Origin of the sequence: Buttiauxella sp. BIGb0552 (genome assembly GCF_004366275.1) — a bacterium.
Taxonomy (GTDB): Bacteria; Pseudomonadota; Gammaproteobacteria; order Enterobacterales; family Enterobacteriaceae; genus Buttiauxella; species Buttiauxella gaviniae.
Genome location: NZ_SODY01000002.1, coordinates 338,294 through 353,190, shown reverse-complemented (window position 1 = coordinate 353,190; position 14,897 = coordinate 338,294). Strand labels below are relative to the sequence as shown.

Here is a 14,897-nt window from a genome sequence, read left to right as displayed (position 1 = left end):
TTTACGTTTTAGTTACGGCGTTCAAATGCCAGCGCACGGCGTTCTATCACACGCATCAACAACGTTAATAGTCCGTTAACCACCAGATAAACCAAGCCCGCAGCCCCGAACACCATCACATCGTAAGTGCGACCATATAGCAGTTGCCCGTGGCCCATCACTTCCATCAGCGTAATGGTGTACGCCAGTGAGGTACTTTTAAACACCAGAACCACTTCATTCGAATAAGAAGAAAGTGCGCGTTTAAATGCATAAGGAAGCAAAATGGCGAGCGTATCTTTCTTACTCATCCCTAATGCACCGCATGACTGCCACTGGCCTTCAGGAATGGCACGGATTGCTCCGTAAAACAGTTGAGTAGTGTATGCCGCACTGTTTAACGACAGCGCAATCAACGCACATAGCCATGGCTCAGAAAGCAGATGCCACAGAACAGGGTAGTTCTGAATGGACGGGAACTGACCCGGGCCGTAGTAAATCAGGAAGATTTGCACCAGCAACGGCGTACCGGTAAAGAGAGTGATATAGGCACGCACAATGTAAACCAGTACCGGTGTTTTCAGCGTCAAAACGATGGTGAAAAGCAGCGATAAAACCAACGCGACCACTATAGATGCCGCGGTGAGTGTCAGACTGGTATGCAGGCCTTTAAACAGCTCCGGTAAATACTCGAGCATCAGCCGGGTCTCCGTTCAAAACGCGTCGCTCTCAGGTCAATACGTTTGAGAACATACTGGCTTATGAGGGTGATCACGAGGTAGATCGCGGCGGCAACCACATACCAGGTAAACGGCTCCTGAGTACGAGTGGCAATACTCTTGGTCTGTAGCATCAAATCGTTAACGCTTATCAGCGATACCAACGCGGTATCTTTGAGCAATACCAACCACTGATTACCTAAACCTGGCAGCGCATGGCGCCACATTTGCGGCATCACCAGGCGGAAGAAAATGGCCGCCTTCGACATGCCTAATGCCTGGCCAGACTCCCATTGCCCAACTGGCACGGCTTTAAGTGCGCCACGCAAAGTTTGTGAGGCGTAAGCCGAGTAGAGCAGGGAAAGGGCAATGACGCCGCACAGGAACGGGCTGACATCGAAATTCTCAATCTGCAATTGGATAGGAATTTGTGCAAAACCGAGGTTGAGGACAAAACCATCTGAGAGAATCAGCAATAACTGGGAGGAGCCGAAATAAATAAACAGCACCACCAGGATTTCAGGCAGACCGCGTAGCACCGTAACCAAAGCTGAACCCAGCCAGGCTATCGGACGCCATTTCGCAGACTCCCATACGGCAAAAATCATCGCCAGAGCCAGGCCGATGATCAGCGCACAAACGGCAAGGCCGACGGTCATCCCGGCGGCGCTCGCTAAAGGAAACATTTCGTTCATTCAGATTACTTCTGGAACCATTTTTCGTAGATGGTCTGGTATGTACCATCTTTCTTCACTTTTTCCAGCGCGGTATTGAACTTCGCCTGCAAATCAGTGTTGCCCTGACGAACCGCGATGCCCAAACCGGTACCGAAGTAGCCTTTGTCTGTCACTTTGTCGCCAATCGCGGCCAGTTTAGGTTCTGCTTTCAGCCACTCAGTCACCACAGCTGTATCACCAAATACCGCATCGATACGACCATTTTGCAGGTCCAGCTTCGCGTTCTGGTAGCTATCGTAAGGAACTACGGTGATTTCTGGATGTTTATCCATGATGAATTTCTGGTGCGTAGTACCGTTCTGCACGCCAACTTTCTTGCCTTTAAGGGCAGCGATATCAGCCACTTTGCCTTTCTGACCGACAAACAGAGCTGAGTTATCGTAGTAAGGGTTGCTGAATAGAACTTGTTTTTCACGCTCAGGAGTGATGTCCATACCCGCCATGATTGCGTCGATACGACGGAATTTCAGGCTTGGGATCAGGCTATCAAAAGACTGGTTGGAGAATGTGCAAGTAGCATCAATCTCTTTACACAGCGCATTAGCCAAATCGACATCAAAACCAACGATCTTGTTGCTGGCATCCATAGATTCAAACGGAGGGTAAGAAGCTTCCGTTGCGAAACGAATAGTTTGTGCAGCCGTCGCGGAAAGGCTCAGGCTGGCTAATAATGTGGCAAGCAGAACTTTTTTCATGGTTATTTTCCCGGATACATCAGTGTGACAGATAGAATTTAAACGCTTCGGTCTGTGGTTTTGCGAAGCAACTCGCATCACCTTGTTCGACGATGTGGCCATTTTCCATATACACCACGCGACTTGCGGTTTTACGCGCAACTTCCACTTCGTGGGTAACGATGACCTGAGTGATGTTGGTTTCAGCCAACTCACGAATAATGCTGACGATTTGTGCGGTGATTTCCGGGTCCAGTGCTGCGGTCGGTTCATCAAACAGCAGAATCTGTGGTTCCATCATCAATGCTCGTGCAATCGCGACACGCTGCTGCTGACCACCAGAAAGGTGGAGCGGGAAACGGTCCTGATAAGGTTTCAGGCGTAAACGCTCAAGCAGTTTGTCGGCACGAACGCGTGCTTCATCTTTGCTGATACCCAGGACACGACAAGGCGCTTCCATCAGGTTTTGCAACACAGTGAGATGAGGCCAAAGATTATATTGCTGGAACACCATGCCAACGTTGCGACGTAATTCGCGAATGGCTTTATCGCCAGGCGCTTTTGCAAAGTCAAAATGGTTGTCTGCAATGGTGAGTTGCCCAGAGCGCGGCATCTCAAGCAAATTGAGTACGCGCAGAAGCGAGCTTTTACCTGCGCCACTTGGACCAAGCAGCACCAGCGTTTCGCCCTGTGGGCAACTAAGGGTGATATCGAACAGCGCCTGATGAGCGCCATAAAAACAATTAATGCCGTTTAGTTGAATACTCATGCGCATAAGTTGAATAGCAATTGAAGCCGCAAAGGGTACCTTTAACAGAATAGTTATGCAATCTTTGTGCGTTAAAACCTAAAAATAACTACTCCCATGCATTAAAGGTAGCACAATATAGCGAGGCGGGAGGGAGGCAAGAATAAATGTCGGAGTTATGCAAAAATTCCAGACTATTTACAAGGGTTACCTTTCCCGCCAGATGGTGAATGTAAATATTAGTTTGTTTCTATCGCCTGACGCAGACTGCCTGAAGGCGCATGGCTGTTCTCGCCTAAGTAACGCACGTCATCAACTGCCCAACATTGGCCCTCACGAATCATCAGCACTTCGTCTTGCCAGCTTTGACTGCCTTTCGTGAGTTTTACACGCAGCGGAATATTGCGTGCATCAGTATTAAGAATGGTTGATGCGGAGGCAACTTCGGCACTGTCTGCGCCATCGGCATTGCTGGTGAACATATTGCTTCGCATAAACTCATTCTGCGCGTTCGGTGAGGCGCTGGCTTTTTGCATTTGTTGTGCCAACGCGTCACTCATATAAGGACGTAAGCCGGTAATCGCGCTGCTGCCCTGGGTTTTATGGCTAATTTGGTAATCGTAAAACTGTTGCGCCACGCTATCCGGGCCACCATCAATACAAGGGCCGCTGCGGGTGCCAATATCTTTAAAAGCGGGAGTGACGCTGGTGGTACAGGCCGTGAGTAACATCGCGCACGGAAGAAGAACCAAAACTGAGCTGCGCATTTATATTTCCTTATCTTCTCAGGAGGACTAACTTAGCATAGCGTATCGCTGTCAAAATGCGTGGCGGGTTTATGCGCTAAGATGTTGATACAAAGAGAGGAGAGGCTTATGCAATTTACAACAACCCCTACGCTTGAAGGGCAGAGCATCACGGAATATTGTGGCGTGGTGACTGGGGAAGCGATTCTGGGTGCCAATATTTTCCGTGATTTTTTTGCTGGCGTGCGCGATATCGTCGGTGGCCGTTCCGGTGCTTACGAAAAAGAGTTGCGCAAAGCGCGTGAGATAGCGTTTAGAGAATTGCAGGAGCAGGCAGAAAGCCTGGGAGCTAACGCCGTGGTGGGTATTGATATCGACTACGAAACAGTGGGCAAAGATGGCAGCATGTTGATGGTAAGCGTCACCGGCACTGCGGTGAAAACGAGTCGATGAAAGGTCGCCTAGCCGCATTTTTAATCGCGCTTTTGCTCGCGGGGTGTGCCAGCAAGCCTGAAGTTGCTGAAAAAACCGTTGTCGACAAAGGCGATTTTAAAGTCGACACCAGCCACACTGCACGGGCTGCCTATCCACGTGTGAAAGTGTTGGTTATTCACTATACGGCAGATGATTTTGCCGGTTCGTTATCCACTTTGACTGACCAAAATGTCAGTTCCCACTACTTGATCCCCGATACACCACCCACCTCCGGCGGCAAACCGGTTATCTGGCAACTGGTGCCTGAAAGTGAGTTAGCCTGGCATGCCGGGGTGAGTTTCTGGCGTGGCGCGACGCGGATTAATGACACGTCGATTGGTATTGAACTGGAGAATAAAGGTTTTACGCGCCAGGGCCGCGTAAAGCAGTTTTATCCGTTCAACCCGGCGCAGATCTCGGCGCTGGAGAGATTGGCGAAAGTGATTATCGCTCGTTATCAAATCCAACCGCAAAACGTGGTCGCACATGCGGATATTGCCCCGCAGCGTAAAGTTGATCCTGGCCCACTATTCCCGTGGCAAGAACTGGCGCAGCAGGGTGTAGGTGCCTGGCCGGATGCTAACAGAGTGGCCTTTTATCTGAATGGCCGTGGACCATACCAGCCTGTGGATAAGCGAGGTTTGCTCGATTTGCTATCGCGTTATGGTTATCAGGTGACGCCTGAAATGTCGTCGGAACAGCAAAAAAGAGTGATTCAGGCTTTCCAGATGCACTTCCGGCCAAAAGAATATTCGGGCCTGCCGGATGCGCAAACTGAATCCATTGCACAAGCGTTGCTCGAGAAATACGGCCAGGGTTAGTCCCTGGCAGCAACTCGAAGAATGGTGGATCTAGCGGTGCAGCGTACCGTGGTCACGTAACCAAAGCGCCGTACGACGAATACCTTCATCAAGGGTGACAATCGGTTTATAGCCTAGTTCGGTTTCAGCTCGACTCGTATCCAGCGTTAAATCAAAATTCAGCTTCGACACACCGTAGTGAGTCAGCACCGGTTCTTTTGCTGACTTGCTACCCAGACGCTCCATGCTGCGGGCAATGACATCCAGCATAGGGTAGGGCACAGAACGAATCCGGCACTTAATCTCTAACTCATCAATCAGTTTCTGCACGATAACGCGTAGCGGGCGAGCTTCCATATTCGTGATGTTGTACGCCCTGCCTGACGGTTGCGTTTCGCACTGCGTGGCAAGCCACATCGCATGCACCGCATTTTCGATATACGTCATATCAACCATCGCTTCGCCGCCGCGTGGCAACAGTACGCTGCCGTAGTGGCGCATCATCTGCACCAGGCGTGGGAAAAAGACTTTATCATGCGGGCCAAATAAGCTTTGCGGGCGCAGAATCGTGAAACGTGTATGGGGGTTTGACTGCGCTAACAGTTGAATCACTTCTTCGCTGGCGGCTTTGCTGCGCGCAAATTCGTTAGCAAAACGCACCGGACGAAACTCTTCGCTGATATTGCGATGGTGATGGTAATCAAAATAGAGCGACGGCGAGGAGATATGCACGAAGTTGCGCACGCCCCAGGCAACGGCCCATTCACCTAAACGGCGAGTGGCGCGGACATTGGCGAGATCGAATGCTTCCTGCGTTCCCCACGGAGAAGTAAAGCTTGAACAGTGCCAAAGCGTATCGACATCGGCCAGCATCAATTTGGCTTGCGAAGAAACCAGATCGGTTAGGTCCGCATGAACAAACTCTGCACCCATTTTTTCCAGCAGTTTGCCCATGGCCTCATTACGACCAGTTGCCCGGACGCTGATGCCTTTTGCGCGAAGAAATTCGACCGCGTTTCGGCCTAAACCGCTGGTGGCGCCCGTTACCAGTACCTTCATGTCGACCAACTCATGATAATTGAGATTTACGCTGCGCATTTTTCCGTGAAATGGCGGCGCTTGCAATGGGGAAAGCCAAAGATTAGGAGGAGTTAACGATGTTTCTCTGACAATTGTTCGCAAACCTGGCAAATCCGGCGGGCCATACCCCGAAAAATGAACAGATGAGCGGGGATCATTATCAACCAGTAGAACAAACCTGCGCTTCCATGGGGGTGCCACCAGGCACGAACATCCAGAGTTCGATACTTACCGTGGTCACGCAGCGTGAAGGAAAGCCGCCCAAGTCCTGGCGCTTTCATACCAAACAGCAATGTAAGCTCTTTTTGTGGCTCAACAATAATCACTTTCCAGCTATCTACATGGTCGCCTACTTCAAGCATTGGCCGCTCAGGGCGACCCTTTGCCAGCCTGTGGCCCACCAGCAGGTCCATATAGCCGCGCGTTTTCCACAGAGCGTTGCCGAAGAAATACCCCTCTTTTCCACCTATCTGATTAACTACTTGCCACAAATCTGCCAACTCAGCGCTTGTTTTTAGCGTGCAGCCCGCTTGCTTGGGGAAGTAACCGTAATCTGGTCGCCAACGCGCAAATGCCTGGGCGTCATAACCCCAGTCCTGCGAGTTAGCGAGTTTGTGTTCATCTTCAAGCGTTGCACGAACGGCATCATCAAAGGTAAGTAGCTTTTGCGGGATCAACGCGCGAAGTTCACGATCGTCGGCCAGAAGATCGTGCTTCAACCCTTGGATCAGCGCTTTAGCAATCGTTGGTGGCACCGAGGTGATCATGTTGAGGAACCACGCTGAGATCCAACTGGTGGGTAACGGAATAGGGATAAGTGGGCGATGTTTACCGCTAATTGCCATAAAGCGCTCGAACTGCTGCTGATAGCTCAGTACTTCCGGACCCGCGGCTTCGAAAACACGATTTTCCTGTGATGGATGATTGAGCAGTTCAGTTAAATAATGCAGCAAGTTTACGAGTGCGATTGGTGTGGTGCGTGAGCGTACCCAGCGTGGGGGCGTGAGTACCGGTAGGTTATAAACCATATCGCGCATGACTTCGAAGGCGGCAGAACCTGCGCCAACAATAATGCCAGCCCGAACTTCAGTTACCGGAACTCCTGCATCACGCAGAATATCGGCGGTGAGCTGGCGAGCACGAAGGTGTGCGGAATCACCGTCACCTTCGGCAGCCTGCAGTGAACTCAGAAAGATAAGCTGTTTTACCGGATGTTCTCGTAGTGCATCACGCAAATTGAGCGCAGTCTGGCGTTCATGGGCAACAAAATCAGCACCGTCGCCCATGCTATGTACCAGGTAGTAAAGGGTATCGATGTTTTCCAGAAGTGCGGGAAGCGTTCCTGGCCACTGTAAATCGACATGGCGACAAACGACCCCCGGCCAGGGTTGTTTCTCCAGCCACTCGACACGTCTTGCCGCAGCAGTAACATGATGCCCGGCAGCGGCAAGCTTTGGCACCAGATGTTGGCCTATGTAGCCGCTAGCACCGAGCACCAGAATGTTTTGTGGCTGTGTCATCGTCCGTGACCTCTGTTTAGCGTTGTAAAAAAGTCTGCCAGTGAGAAACCACTTCGGCCAACTGATCACGGTTCACATCTAGGTGAATCACCAGGCGAGTTACCGGGCCTGCACTCATCAAAACACCGCGTTCTTTCATGAATTTACCGAGGCTTTCTGCTTGTTCAACCGGCACGCGTACAAACACCATATTGGTATCCTGACGAGAGACATCAACACCGATTTCACGCAACTCGCCTGCCAGCCAATGGGCGTTGTCGTGATCCTCTTTCAGGCGCTGCACGTTATTCTCCAGCGCGTATAAACCCGCTGCCGCCAGAATTCCAGCCTGACGCATGCCGCCACCGACCATTTTACGCCAGCGCGTCGCACGCTTAATGTACTCATGGCTGCCGACTAACAGTGAACCAACCGGTGTTCCCAGACCTTTAGAGAGGCAAATCGTGAAGGTGTCGCAATAGCGCACCACTTCTTCAAGCGTGCAGCCATATTCCACCACGGCGTTAAAGATACGCGCACCGTCAACGTGCAAAGCCAGGTTGTGATTGCGGCTAAATTCCCAGGCCTGCTTCAAATACTCACGCGGCAAAACTTTGCCGTTATGGGTGTTTTCGAGGCTAAGCAATTTGGTGCGTGCAAAGTGGATATCGTCAGGTTTGATTTTCGCGGCCACTTTATCAAGCGGCAGCGAACCGTCCGGGTTGGCATCAATAGGCTGCGGCTGAATACTGCCTAAAACCGCAGCACCACCGGCTTCGTAGAGATAATTGTGCGCAAGTTGCCCAACAATATACTCTTCACCACGTTCGCAATGGCTCAGCAGCGCCACCAGGTTTGCCTGAGTGCCGGTTGGCAGAAATAGCGCGGCTTCTTTGCCGCTGAGTTTGGCGGCGTAATCTTGTAGTTCGTTGACCGTTGGGTCATCACCGTAAACGTCATCGCCAGTGGGTGCTGCCATCATGCGTTTGAGCATTTCTTCGCTCGGGCGGGTTACGGTGTCGCTGCGCAAGTCAATCACGGTGGATCCTTATTATTGTTCAAAATTATCCTTACTTTTACCGGAACCAGTTCGTTTTCGCCAGTTCGATAACTTCATCCCCACGCCCGCTAATGATGGCGCGCAGCATATACAGACTGAACCCTTTGGCCTGTTCAAGTTTGATTTGCGGTGGAATCGCCAGCTCATCTTTCGCCACCACGACATCCACCAACACCGGGCCATCAATACTTAAAGCGCGTTGCAGGGCGTTGTCGAGATCGGCGGCTTTTTCCACCCGAATACCAGTGATTCCGCAGGCATTGGCGATACTGGCAAAGTTAGTATCGTGAAGTTCCGTGCCGTCTGTCAGGTAACCGCCAGCTTTCATTTCCATTGCCACAAAACCCAGCACGCTATTGTTAAACACCACAATTTTGATGGGCAGTTTCATCTGCACGACCGAGAGAAAATCTCCCATCAACATGCTGAAACCGCCATCGCCGCACATGGCGATAACTTGCCGGTCGGGTGCCGTCGCTTTTGCGCCCAGCGCTTGTGGCATGGCGTTCGCCATTGAACCGTGGGTAAACGAACCAATCAGGCGGCGTTTACCGTTCATTTTCAGATATCGCGCAGCCCACACGGTGGGTGTGCCAACATCGCAGGTGAAAATGGCATCTTCATCAGCATACCGGCTGATTTGCTGCGCGACATATTGGGGATGGATGACGTTGCCGTCACCGGGTTGAGCCAGTTCATCGAGGCTTTCACGCGCTTCGCGATAATTATCCAGCGCTTTATCAAGGAAACTGCGGTCGGTTTTTTCTTCCAGTAGCGGAATGAGTGCCGCAAGGGTGGCTTTAATATCGCCGACCAGCGCCATATCCACTTTACTGTGCGCGCCGATACTGCCGGGGTTGATATCAATCTGAATGATTTTTGCATCGGTCGGGTAGAAGGCGCGATAGGGGAATTGGGTACCGAGCAGGATCAGCGTGTCGGCGTTCATCATGGTATGGAAACCTGACGAAAAACCGATTAGCCCGGTCATGCCAACATCGTAAGGGTTATCGTATTCAACGTGTTCTTTGCCACGCAGCGCGTGAACAATCGGCGCTTTAAGCGTGGCCGCAAACTGCACCAGTTCTTCATGCGCACCCGCACAACCGCTGCCGCACATCAGCGCGATGTTGTCGTTATAACGCAGCAGCTGTGCCAGTTTTTTGAGTTCGTCATGTGGTGGCACAATAATCGGCTGCGGTGCCGGGTACCAGTGGGTACTGGCGGTTTCCGGGGCAGGTTTAAGCGCCACATCGCCGGGTAAAACCACGACCGAAACGCCACGGTTCAATACCGCTTTACGCATCGCAATCGCCAGTACCTGTGGAATTTGTTCCGGGGATGACACTAGCTCGCAATAATGACTGCATTCGCGGAATAACTCTTCGGGGTGGGTTTCCTGGAAATAGCCACTACCAATTTCGCTTGATGGAATATGCGCTGCAATAGCCAGTACCGGAACGCGATTTCGATGGCAGTCGAACAGGCCATTGATTAAATGCAGATTACCGGGGCCACAGGAACCCGCACACACCGCCAGTTCACCTGATAGATGGGCTTCTGCGCCTGCGGCAAAAGCGGCAACTTCTTCATGTCGTGTCGGCATCCATTGAATAGTGCCCATGCGGTTCAGACTGTCGCTTAGTCCGTTGAGGGAGTCGCCCGTGACGCCCCAGATTCGTTTTACGCCTGCACTTTCAAGTGTTTTTGCCAGGTAAGCTGCTACGGTCTGTTTCATTGGTTCTCCTTGTCACGATTCAGTTAACGTAAACAAGCTTAGTCAAGGAAACAGAAGAGGCTGGGCAGAAAGTGCCACTCAGAGTCTGAGTGGCATGAGTGGATCAAGCGAGAACTAAGTCCCCTTGCGGGTGGCAGCAACAAGCCAGCACATAACCGTTGGCAACTTCTGCGTCGGTCAATGTCATGGTGCTGCTTACGATGTAATCACCGGACTCAACTTTGGTTTTACAGCTGCCGCACACACCAGCACGACAAGCTGCATTCACTTGCACTTTATTGCTTTCCATTACCGCCAGCAGCGAGCTGCCCACCGGCGCGTAGAACTCGCGCAGCGGTTTTAGCGTCGTGAACTTCAATCCACTTTCGACAGGTGCGGCGACCGGCGTAAAGAATTTCTCCGCATAAAACGCGCTCACGCCCAATGCCTGAACTTCTTTTTCCACCCATTCCATATACGGAGCAGGGCCGCAGGTCATGACGGTGCGCGAGGTAATATCCGGCACGCAAGCCAGAATTTCGCGAGCGATGCGCCCGGAAATGAAACCGTGCGTCGCGTTATTCTCGGCCACCAGTGTCACCGGGTAATCACGCCATTCATCGGCAAAAATCACATCTTCTGGCGTTCGAACGTTATAAATAACCTGCACGTCGGCTTGTGGACGGTGCTTTGCCAGCCAGCGGCGCATCGACATAATTGGCGTTACGCCACAACCAGCAGCCATCAACAGATAGTGGTCTGTCGGCAGGTTTTCGCAGGTAAATTCCCCTTGTCCTTCTGACAGCCACAGGTAGTCGCCAGGTTTTACATCCTGGGTCAGCCATTGCGAACCAACGCCATTTTCGATACGGCGGATAGTCAGCGTGACGAATGGGCTGAGTCCTGGCGTGGATGAAATGGTGTAAGCCCGTAGCGTTTCATCGCTATCACGAATACTCACCAGCGCATATTGCCCGGCCTTGTAAGGATAAAAGTCGTGATTGATCAGCGACAGCGTCCAGACATCCGACGTTTCCTGATGAATATGATGCACCTGCATGCGGTACGGGCACAGTGGCGTTGGCATTGTCATGACTTCTCCTTATGCGCCCATCAGCTGTTTAATATCGTCTTCAACGGTGGTAATGGCGCGCAGGCCAAACTTCTCATTGAGCACAGCCAACAGATTTGGCGTCAGGAAGGCCGGTGTAGTAGGGCCGGCGACAATATTGGTCACACCGAGCGACAGCAGGGTCAGCAGGATAACAATCGCTTTTTGCTCAAACCAGGAAAGCACCAGGCTCAGCGGCAGGTCGTTCACGCCACAACCGAGTTTTTCAGCAAGCGTTACAGCAAGAATGATTGCTGAGTATGCATCGTTGCACTGACCGGCATCGATCAGGCGCGGCAGGCCTTCGATATCGCCGAAGTCCAGTTTATTAAAGCGGTATTTACCGCAGGCAAGCGTCAGGATCAGGCAGTCTTTTGGCACGCTGGTGGCGAAATCGGTGAAGTAGCTACGCTCGCCGCGTTCACCGTCGCAACCCCCTACCAGGAAGATGTGGCGCAGTTTTTCACGGCTGACCAGGTCAATCAGGGTATCGGCAGCGCCCAGTAAAGTCTGGCGACCAAAGCCCACGGTGATCAGATGTTCGATTTCGCTGTATGGGAAGCCCGCCATTTGCGTAGCCTGGGTGATGACTGATGTGAAATCATCGCCTTCGAGGTGGCTTACACCCGGCCAGCCGACAATGCTACGCGTCCAGATGCGATCAGTGTAGGAGCCGACTTCCGGATTGATGATGCAGTTTGAGGTCATCACGATTGGGCCAGGGAAGCGGGCGAATTCGCTTTGCTGGTTCTGCCAGCCGCTGCCGTAGTTGCCGACCAAATGTTTGAATTTACGCAGTTCCGGGTAACCATGGGCTGGCAGCATTTCGCCATGGGTATAGACGTTTACGCCGGTACCTTCAGTTTGTTCCAGCAGGTTATACAGATCTTTCAGATCGTGGCCGGAAATCAAAACACATTTGCCTGCGACCGGGCGCACGTTAACTTGCGTAGGTGTTGGGTGACCGTATTTCTCGGTTTCCCCCCGGTCCAGAATGCTCATCACTTTGAAGTTCATCTGGCCGATTTCCATGGAGCACTCAAGCAGTGCGCCCATGTCAGCAGGCCAGGTGCCGAGCCACGCCATAATTTTGTGGTATTGCGCGTAGATGTCGTTGTCGTACTGGCCGAGAACGTGGGCGTGTTCCATATAGGCAGCAGCACCTTTCAGGCCGTACAGGCACAGCAAGCGCAGGCCGAGAATATCGTCACCAATTTCTGCTTTGTCGCGGTTTGGCGCGAACTCAGCCGCCTGGCGTTGCAGGTCGCCCAAATCGTTGCTGACAAGTTGCAGTTCAGCCATTGGATTGGTGACGGTAATGTTTGGGTTAATCGCGAGGGTGCTAGCTTTCAGGCTTTCGCGCGCGATTATGGCTTCGCGGGCATAGCCAACGATGCGTGGGGAATCGAAGTTGACGTTGGTCAGCGTTGAGAAAAAGGCACGCGGTGCAAAGTGATCAATTTCATGACTGATAATGCCAACTTCACGTGCGGCCACTGCCCATGCGGATAAACCCTGAAGTGTTGCGATCAACAAATCTTGTAGGTCTGATGTTTCAGCCGTTTTCCCGCACATGCCCTGAGCATAAGAGCAGCCGTTGCCCGCAGGGGTGCGGATTGTTTGTTCACATTGCACACAAAACATGATCGTACCTTTTAAAGTTATATTTGATATACATGTTTAAGGTTATGCTCAGTGCAACACAGGGAAAAGGTATTTCTTATACAACTTAAAAGGAGATTGATTTAGCGCAAATTTGGCGGCAGAAACCTACCGCCAATGAGGTATCAGGAGGCGAAAAATGCCATGAGAAGCGGGGTCAGTAAGCTGAGGATGAACCCGTGAACAATCGCCGCTGGAACAATTTCCAGCCCTCCGCTGCGCTGTAAAACAGGCAGGGTGAAGTCCATCGACGTTGCGCCAGACAACCCGAGGGCGGTTGAGCGGCTACGGCGTACCAGTCCGGGAATCAACATGATGGCAATTAGTTCTCGCGCCAGGTCATTAAAGAATGCTGCACTACCAATTACTGGCCCGTAGGATTCCGTCATCAAAATACCCGACAGTGAATACCAGCCGAATCCCGATGCCATCGCTAAACCAGTTTTAATCGGTAGGTCGAGAATAAAGGCGTTGATAACACCACCGGCAAGTGAGCTCAATGCCACGACTACAGCCACGATCATACCGCGCCGATTAAGCACAATCTGTTTTAACGTCATGCCGCTATTACGCAGTTGGATACCGACCAGCAGCAACAGGAATATAAGGGTGTATTCACTGGCGTCGGTCGCGTGATGCAGAATTGGCCAGCCAGTCAGGCCAAGCAGAAAACCAGCTATCACCACGAAGCATAGTTTTAGTGATTCCAGCGCCATCGCAATTCGTGAAGGGAGTTTTTCTTGCTCGTGATTGTGTCGCCATGGCATGGAACGCTCAAGCCAAAGCAGTGCAGCAGCATTGCAGAGCAATAACACCACAACAGTGACCGCAGCGTAATGAAGGATTGCCAGCAGGTTACTTGCCAGGTTATCGAGAAATGCGAGGCTGATGCCCATGAAAAATAAAATCACATACACAATCCAGCTCAATAGGCGATTAATGAGCTTTAACAGACTGGTTTGTTTCAGAGGAATCAGATAACCGATAATCAGCGGCACTAAGATAATTAACAATCCCGAAAACATGGTGCGGACAATCCTTGCGATAGAAGTAACGGCGTATGTCACACTACCCAAAGAAAGAGAATGAGTAAAGCTACGAAAAAAAAGGATTTTTATGCAGGTTGAGAATTTGGAGTAGGGCAAGTAAATACAGCGCCACCAGCCAAATTGAAGCCAGTGACGCTTGAATCAAATTAGTTACGTTTTTCCAGCAATGTCCGGTAGATAACGCCACCCAGGATACCGCCAATGATTGGCATCACCCAGAACAGCCACAGTTGCTGTAATGCCCAACCGCCCTGGAAGATAGCAACGGCAGTACTACGTGCTGGGTTCACAGAGGTATTGGTGACTGGGATGCTAATCAGGTGAATCAAGGTTAACGCAAGGCCAATAGCAATAGGTGCAAAGCCCGCTGGTGCAAACTTATCAGTTGCGCCATGGATCACAATCAAGAAGCCGCAGGTCAAGACGATTTCAATAATGATTGCTGACAGCATGGAATAATGGTCTGGCGAATGTTCACCATATCCATTAGAAGCAAAACCGCTTGCCGCTGCATCAAAGCCACTTTTGCCGCTGGCAACTAAATAAAGAATACCGGCTGCAACAATACCGCCAATCACTTGCGCCACAATATAACCAATAACATCTTTAGCTGGGAAACGACCGCCAGCCCACAAGCCCAGAGTGACTGCTGGGTTAAAGTGGCCGCCGGAAATATGACCTACGGCATAAGCCATAGTTAATACGGTTAAACCAAATGCTAATGCCACACCGACAAAACCAATCCCTAGCTCAGGATATGCCGCTGCCAACACTGCACTCCCACAACCACCGAATACCAACCAGAATGTGCCAAAGAATTCTGCCGCTAATTTCCTAAACAT

15 protein-coding genes are annotated in these 14,897 nt (G+C 51.4%); 2 read left to right on the top strand and 13 right to left on the bottom strand.

Annotated elements, in window-relative coordinates:
* Positions 1 to 8 precede the first annotated feature (8 nt).
* The 5 genes from artM to EDF88_RS06400 form a co-directional block, all read right to left on the bottom strand.
* The gene (artM, locus tag EDF88_RS06420) at positions 9 to 677 is read right to left on the bottom strand and encodes an arginine ABC transporter permease ArtM (protein ID WP_064517414.1); all 669 of its coding nucleotides are present in this window, start codon (positions 675 to 677) and stop codon (positions 9 to 11) included.
* A complete protein-coding gene (artQ, locus tag EDF88_RS06415) occupies positions 677 to 1,393 on the bottom strand; it encodes an arginine ABC transporter permease ArtQ (RefSeq protein WP_064517418.1) in 717 nt (238 codons plus the stop codon). Before artQ ends, artM begins: the two co-directional genes overlap by 1 nt.
* Positions 1,394 to 1,398: 5 nt before the next feature.
* The gene (gene artI / locus EDF88_RS06410) at positions 1,399 to 2,130 is read right to left on the bottom strand and encodes an arginine ABC transporter substrate-binding protein ArtI (protein ID WP_064517421.1); all 732 of its coding nucleotides are present in this window, start codon (positions 2,128 to 2,130) and stop codon (positions 1,399 to 1,401) included.
* Between the two features lie 19 nt (positions 2,131 to 2,149).
* Positions 2,150 to 2,878: an arginine ABC transporter ATP-binding protein ArtP gene (artP, locus tag EDF88_RS06405; protein ID WP_134183596.1), complete on the bottom strand. Its 729-nt coding sequence runs from the start codon at positions 2,876 to 2,878 to the stop codon at positions 2,150 to 2,152.
* A 218-nt stretch (positions 2,879 to 3,096) separates the two neighbouring features.
* Complete coding sequence (locus EDF88_RS06400; RefSeq protein ID WP_064517424.1) at positions 3,097 to 3,624, bottom strand: lipoprotein; 528 nt, start codon at positions 3,622 to 3,624, stop codon at positions 3,097 to 3,099.
* Between the two features lie 108 nt (positions 3,625 to 3,732).
* On the opposite strand from EDF88_RS06400, the gene EDF88_RS06395 reads away from it, so the two are divergent.
* A complete protein-coding gene (locus tag EDF88_RS06395) occupies positions 3,733 to 4,056 on the top strand; it encodes a heavy metal-binding domain-containing protein (protein ID WP_064517426.1) in 324 nt (107 codons plus the stop codon).
* A complete protein-coding gene (locus EDF88_RS06390; protein ID WP_134183594.1) occupies positions 4,053 to 4,898 on the top strand; it encodes an N-acetylmuramoyl-L-alanine amidase in 846 nt (281 codons plus the stop codon). Before EDF88_RS06395 ends, EDF88_RS06390 begins: the two co-directional genes overlap by 4 nt.
* A 30-nt stretch (positions 4,899 to 4,928) precedes the next feature.
* Here EDF88_RS06390 and EDF88_RS06385 read toward each other — a convergent pair whose 3' ends face one another.
* The 8 genes from EDF88_RS06385 to aqpZ all read right to left on the bottom strand — a co-directional run bounded on the left by EDF88_RS06385 (position 4,929) and on the right by aqpZ (position 14,897).
* Positions 4,929 to 5,936, bottom strand: a complete 1,008-nt coding sequence (locus tag EDF88_RS06385) for an NAD(P)-dependent oxidoreductase (protein WP_064517682.1) — start codon at positions 5,934 to 5,936, stop codon at positions 4,929 to 4,931.
* A 92-nt stretch (positions 5,937 to 6,028) separates the two neighbouring features.
* Positions 6,029 to 7,477: an SDR family oxidoreductase gene (locus EDF88_RS06380; RefSeq protein WP_064517432.1), complete on the bottom strand. Its 1,449-nt coding sequence runs from the start codon at positions 7,475 to 7,477 to the stop codon at positions 6,029 to 6,031.
* Between the two features lie 16 nt (positions 7,478 to 7,493).
* Positions 7,494 to 8,495, bottom strand: a complete 1,002-nt coding sequence (ltaE, locus tag EDF88_RS06375) for a low-specificity L-threonine aldolase (RefSeq protein WP_064517435.1) — start codon at positions 8,493 to 8,495, stop codon at positions 7,494 to 7,496.
* 37 nt (positions 8,496 to 8,532) lie between these two features.
* A complete protein-coding gene (gene poxB / locus EDF88_RS06370) occupies positions 8,533 to 10,254 on the bottom strand; it encodes a ubiquinone-dependent pyruvate dehydrogenase (protein WP_064517438.1) in 1,722 nt (573 codons plus the stop codon).
* Between the two features lie 103 nt (positions 10,255 to 10,357).
* Positions 10,358 to 11,326, bottom strand: a complete 969-nt coding sequence (hcr, locus tag EDF88_RS06365) for an NADH oxidoreductase (RefSeq protein WP_134183592.1) — start codon at positions 11,324 to 11,326, stop codon at positions 10,358 to 10,360.
* 9 nt (positions 11,327 to 11,335) lie between these two features.
* Positions 11,336 to 12,988, bottom strand: coding sequence for a hydroxylamine reductase (gene hcp / locus EDF88_RS06360; protein WP_064517443.1), 1,653 nt, complete (start codon positions 12,986 to 12,988; stop codon positions 11,336 to 11,338).
* A 143-nt stretch (positions 12,989 to 13,131) separates the two neighbouring features.
* Positions 13,132 to 14,031 carry a lysine exporter LysO family protein gene (locus EDF88_RS06355; protein ID WP_064517446.1) on the bottom strand — a complete coding sequence of 300 codons (900 nt, stop codon included), beginning with the start codon at positions 14,029 to 14,031 and terminating at the stop codon, positions 13,132 to 13,134.
* Between the two features lie 170 nt (positions 14,032 to 14,201).
* Positions 14,202 to 14,897 carry an aquaporin Z gene (gene aqpZ, locus EDF88_RS06350; RefSeq protein WP_034456414.1) on the bottom strand — a complete coding sequence of 232 codons (696 nt, stop codon included), beginning with the start codon at positions 14,895 to 14,897 and terminating at the stop codon, positions 14,202 to 14,204.

Excerpts from the sequence above, each read along its gene's own strand:
- artM (WP_064517414.1), bottom strand. The coding sequence starts at position 677 with ATGCTCGAGTATTTACCGGAGCTGTTTAAAGGCCTGCATACCAGTCTG.
- artQ (WP_064517418.1), bottom strand. The coding sequence starts at position 1,393 with ATGAACGAAATGTTTCCTTTAGCGAGCGCCGCCGGGATGACCGTCGGC.
- artI (WP_064517421.1), bottom strand. The coding sequence starts at position 2,130 with ATGAAAAAAGTTCTGCTTGCCACATTATTAGCCAGCCTGAGCCTTTCC.
- artP (WP_134183596.1), bottom strand. The coding sequence starts at position 2,878 with ATGAGTATTCAACTAAACGGCATTAATTGTTTTTATGGCGCTCATCAG.
- EDF88_RS06400 (WP_064517424.1), bottom strand. The coding sequence starts at position 3,624 with ATGCGCAGCTCAGTTTTGGTTCTTCTTCCGTGCGCGATGTTACTCACG.
- EDF88_RS06395 (WP_064517426.1), top strand. The coding sequence starts at position 3,733 with ATGCAATTTACAACAACCCCTACGCTTGAAGGGCAGAGCATCACGGAA.
- EDF88_RS06390 (WP_134183594.1), top strand. The coding sequence starts at position 4,053 with ATGAAAGGTCGCCTAGCCGCATTTTTAATCGCGCTTTTGCTCGCGGGG.
- EDF88_RS06385 (WP_064517682.1), bottom strand. The coding sequence starts at position 5,936 with ATGAAGGTACTGGTAACGGGCGCCACCAGCGGTTTAGGCCGAAACGCG.
- EDF88_RS06380 (WP_064517432.1), bottom strand. The coding sequence starts at position 7,477 with ATGACACAGCCACAAAACATTCTGGTGCTCGGTGCTAGCGGCTACATA.
- poxB (WP_064517438.1), bottom strand. The coding sequence starts at position 10,254 with ATGAAACAGACCGTAGCAGCTTACCTGGCAAAAACACTTGAAAGTGCA.
- hcr (WP_134183592.1), bottom strand. The coding sequence starts at position 11,326 with ATGACAATGCCAACGCCACTGTGCCCGTACCGCATGCAGGTGCATCAT.
- hcp (WP_064517443.1), bottom strand. The coding sequence starts at position 12,988 with ATGTTTTGTGTGCAATGTGAACAAACAATCCGCACCCCTGCGGGCAAC.
- EDF88_RS06355 (WP_064517446.1), bottom strand. The coding sequence starts at position 14,031 with ATGTTTTCGGGATTGTTAATTATCTTAGTGCCGCTGATTATCGGTTAT.
- aqpZ (WP_034456414.1), bottom strand. The coding sequence starts at position 14,897 with ATGTTTAGGAAATTAGCGGCAGAATTCTTTGGCACATTCTGGTTGGTA.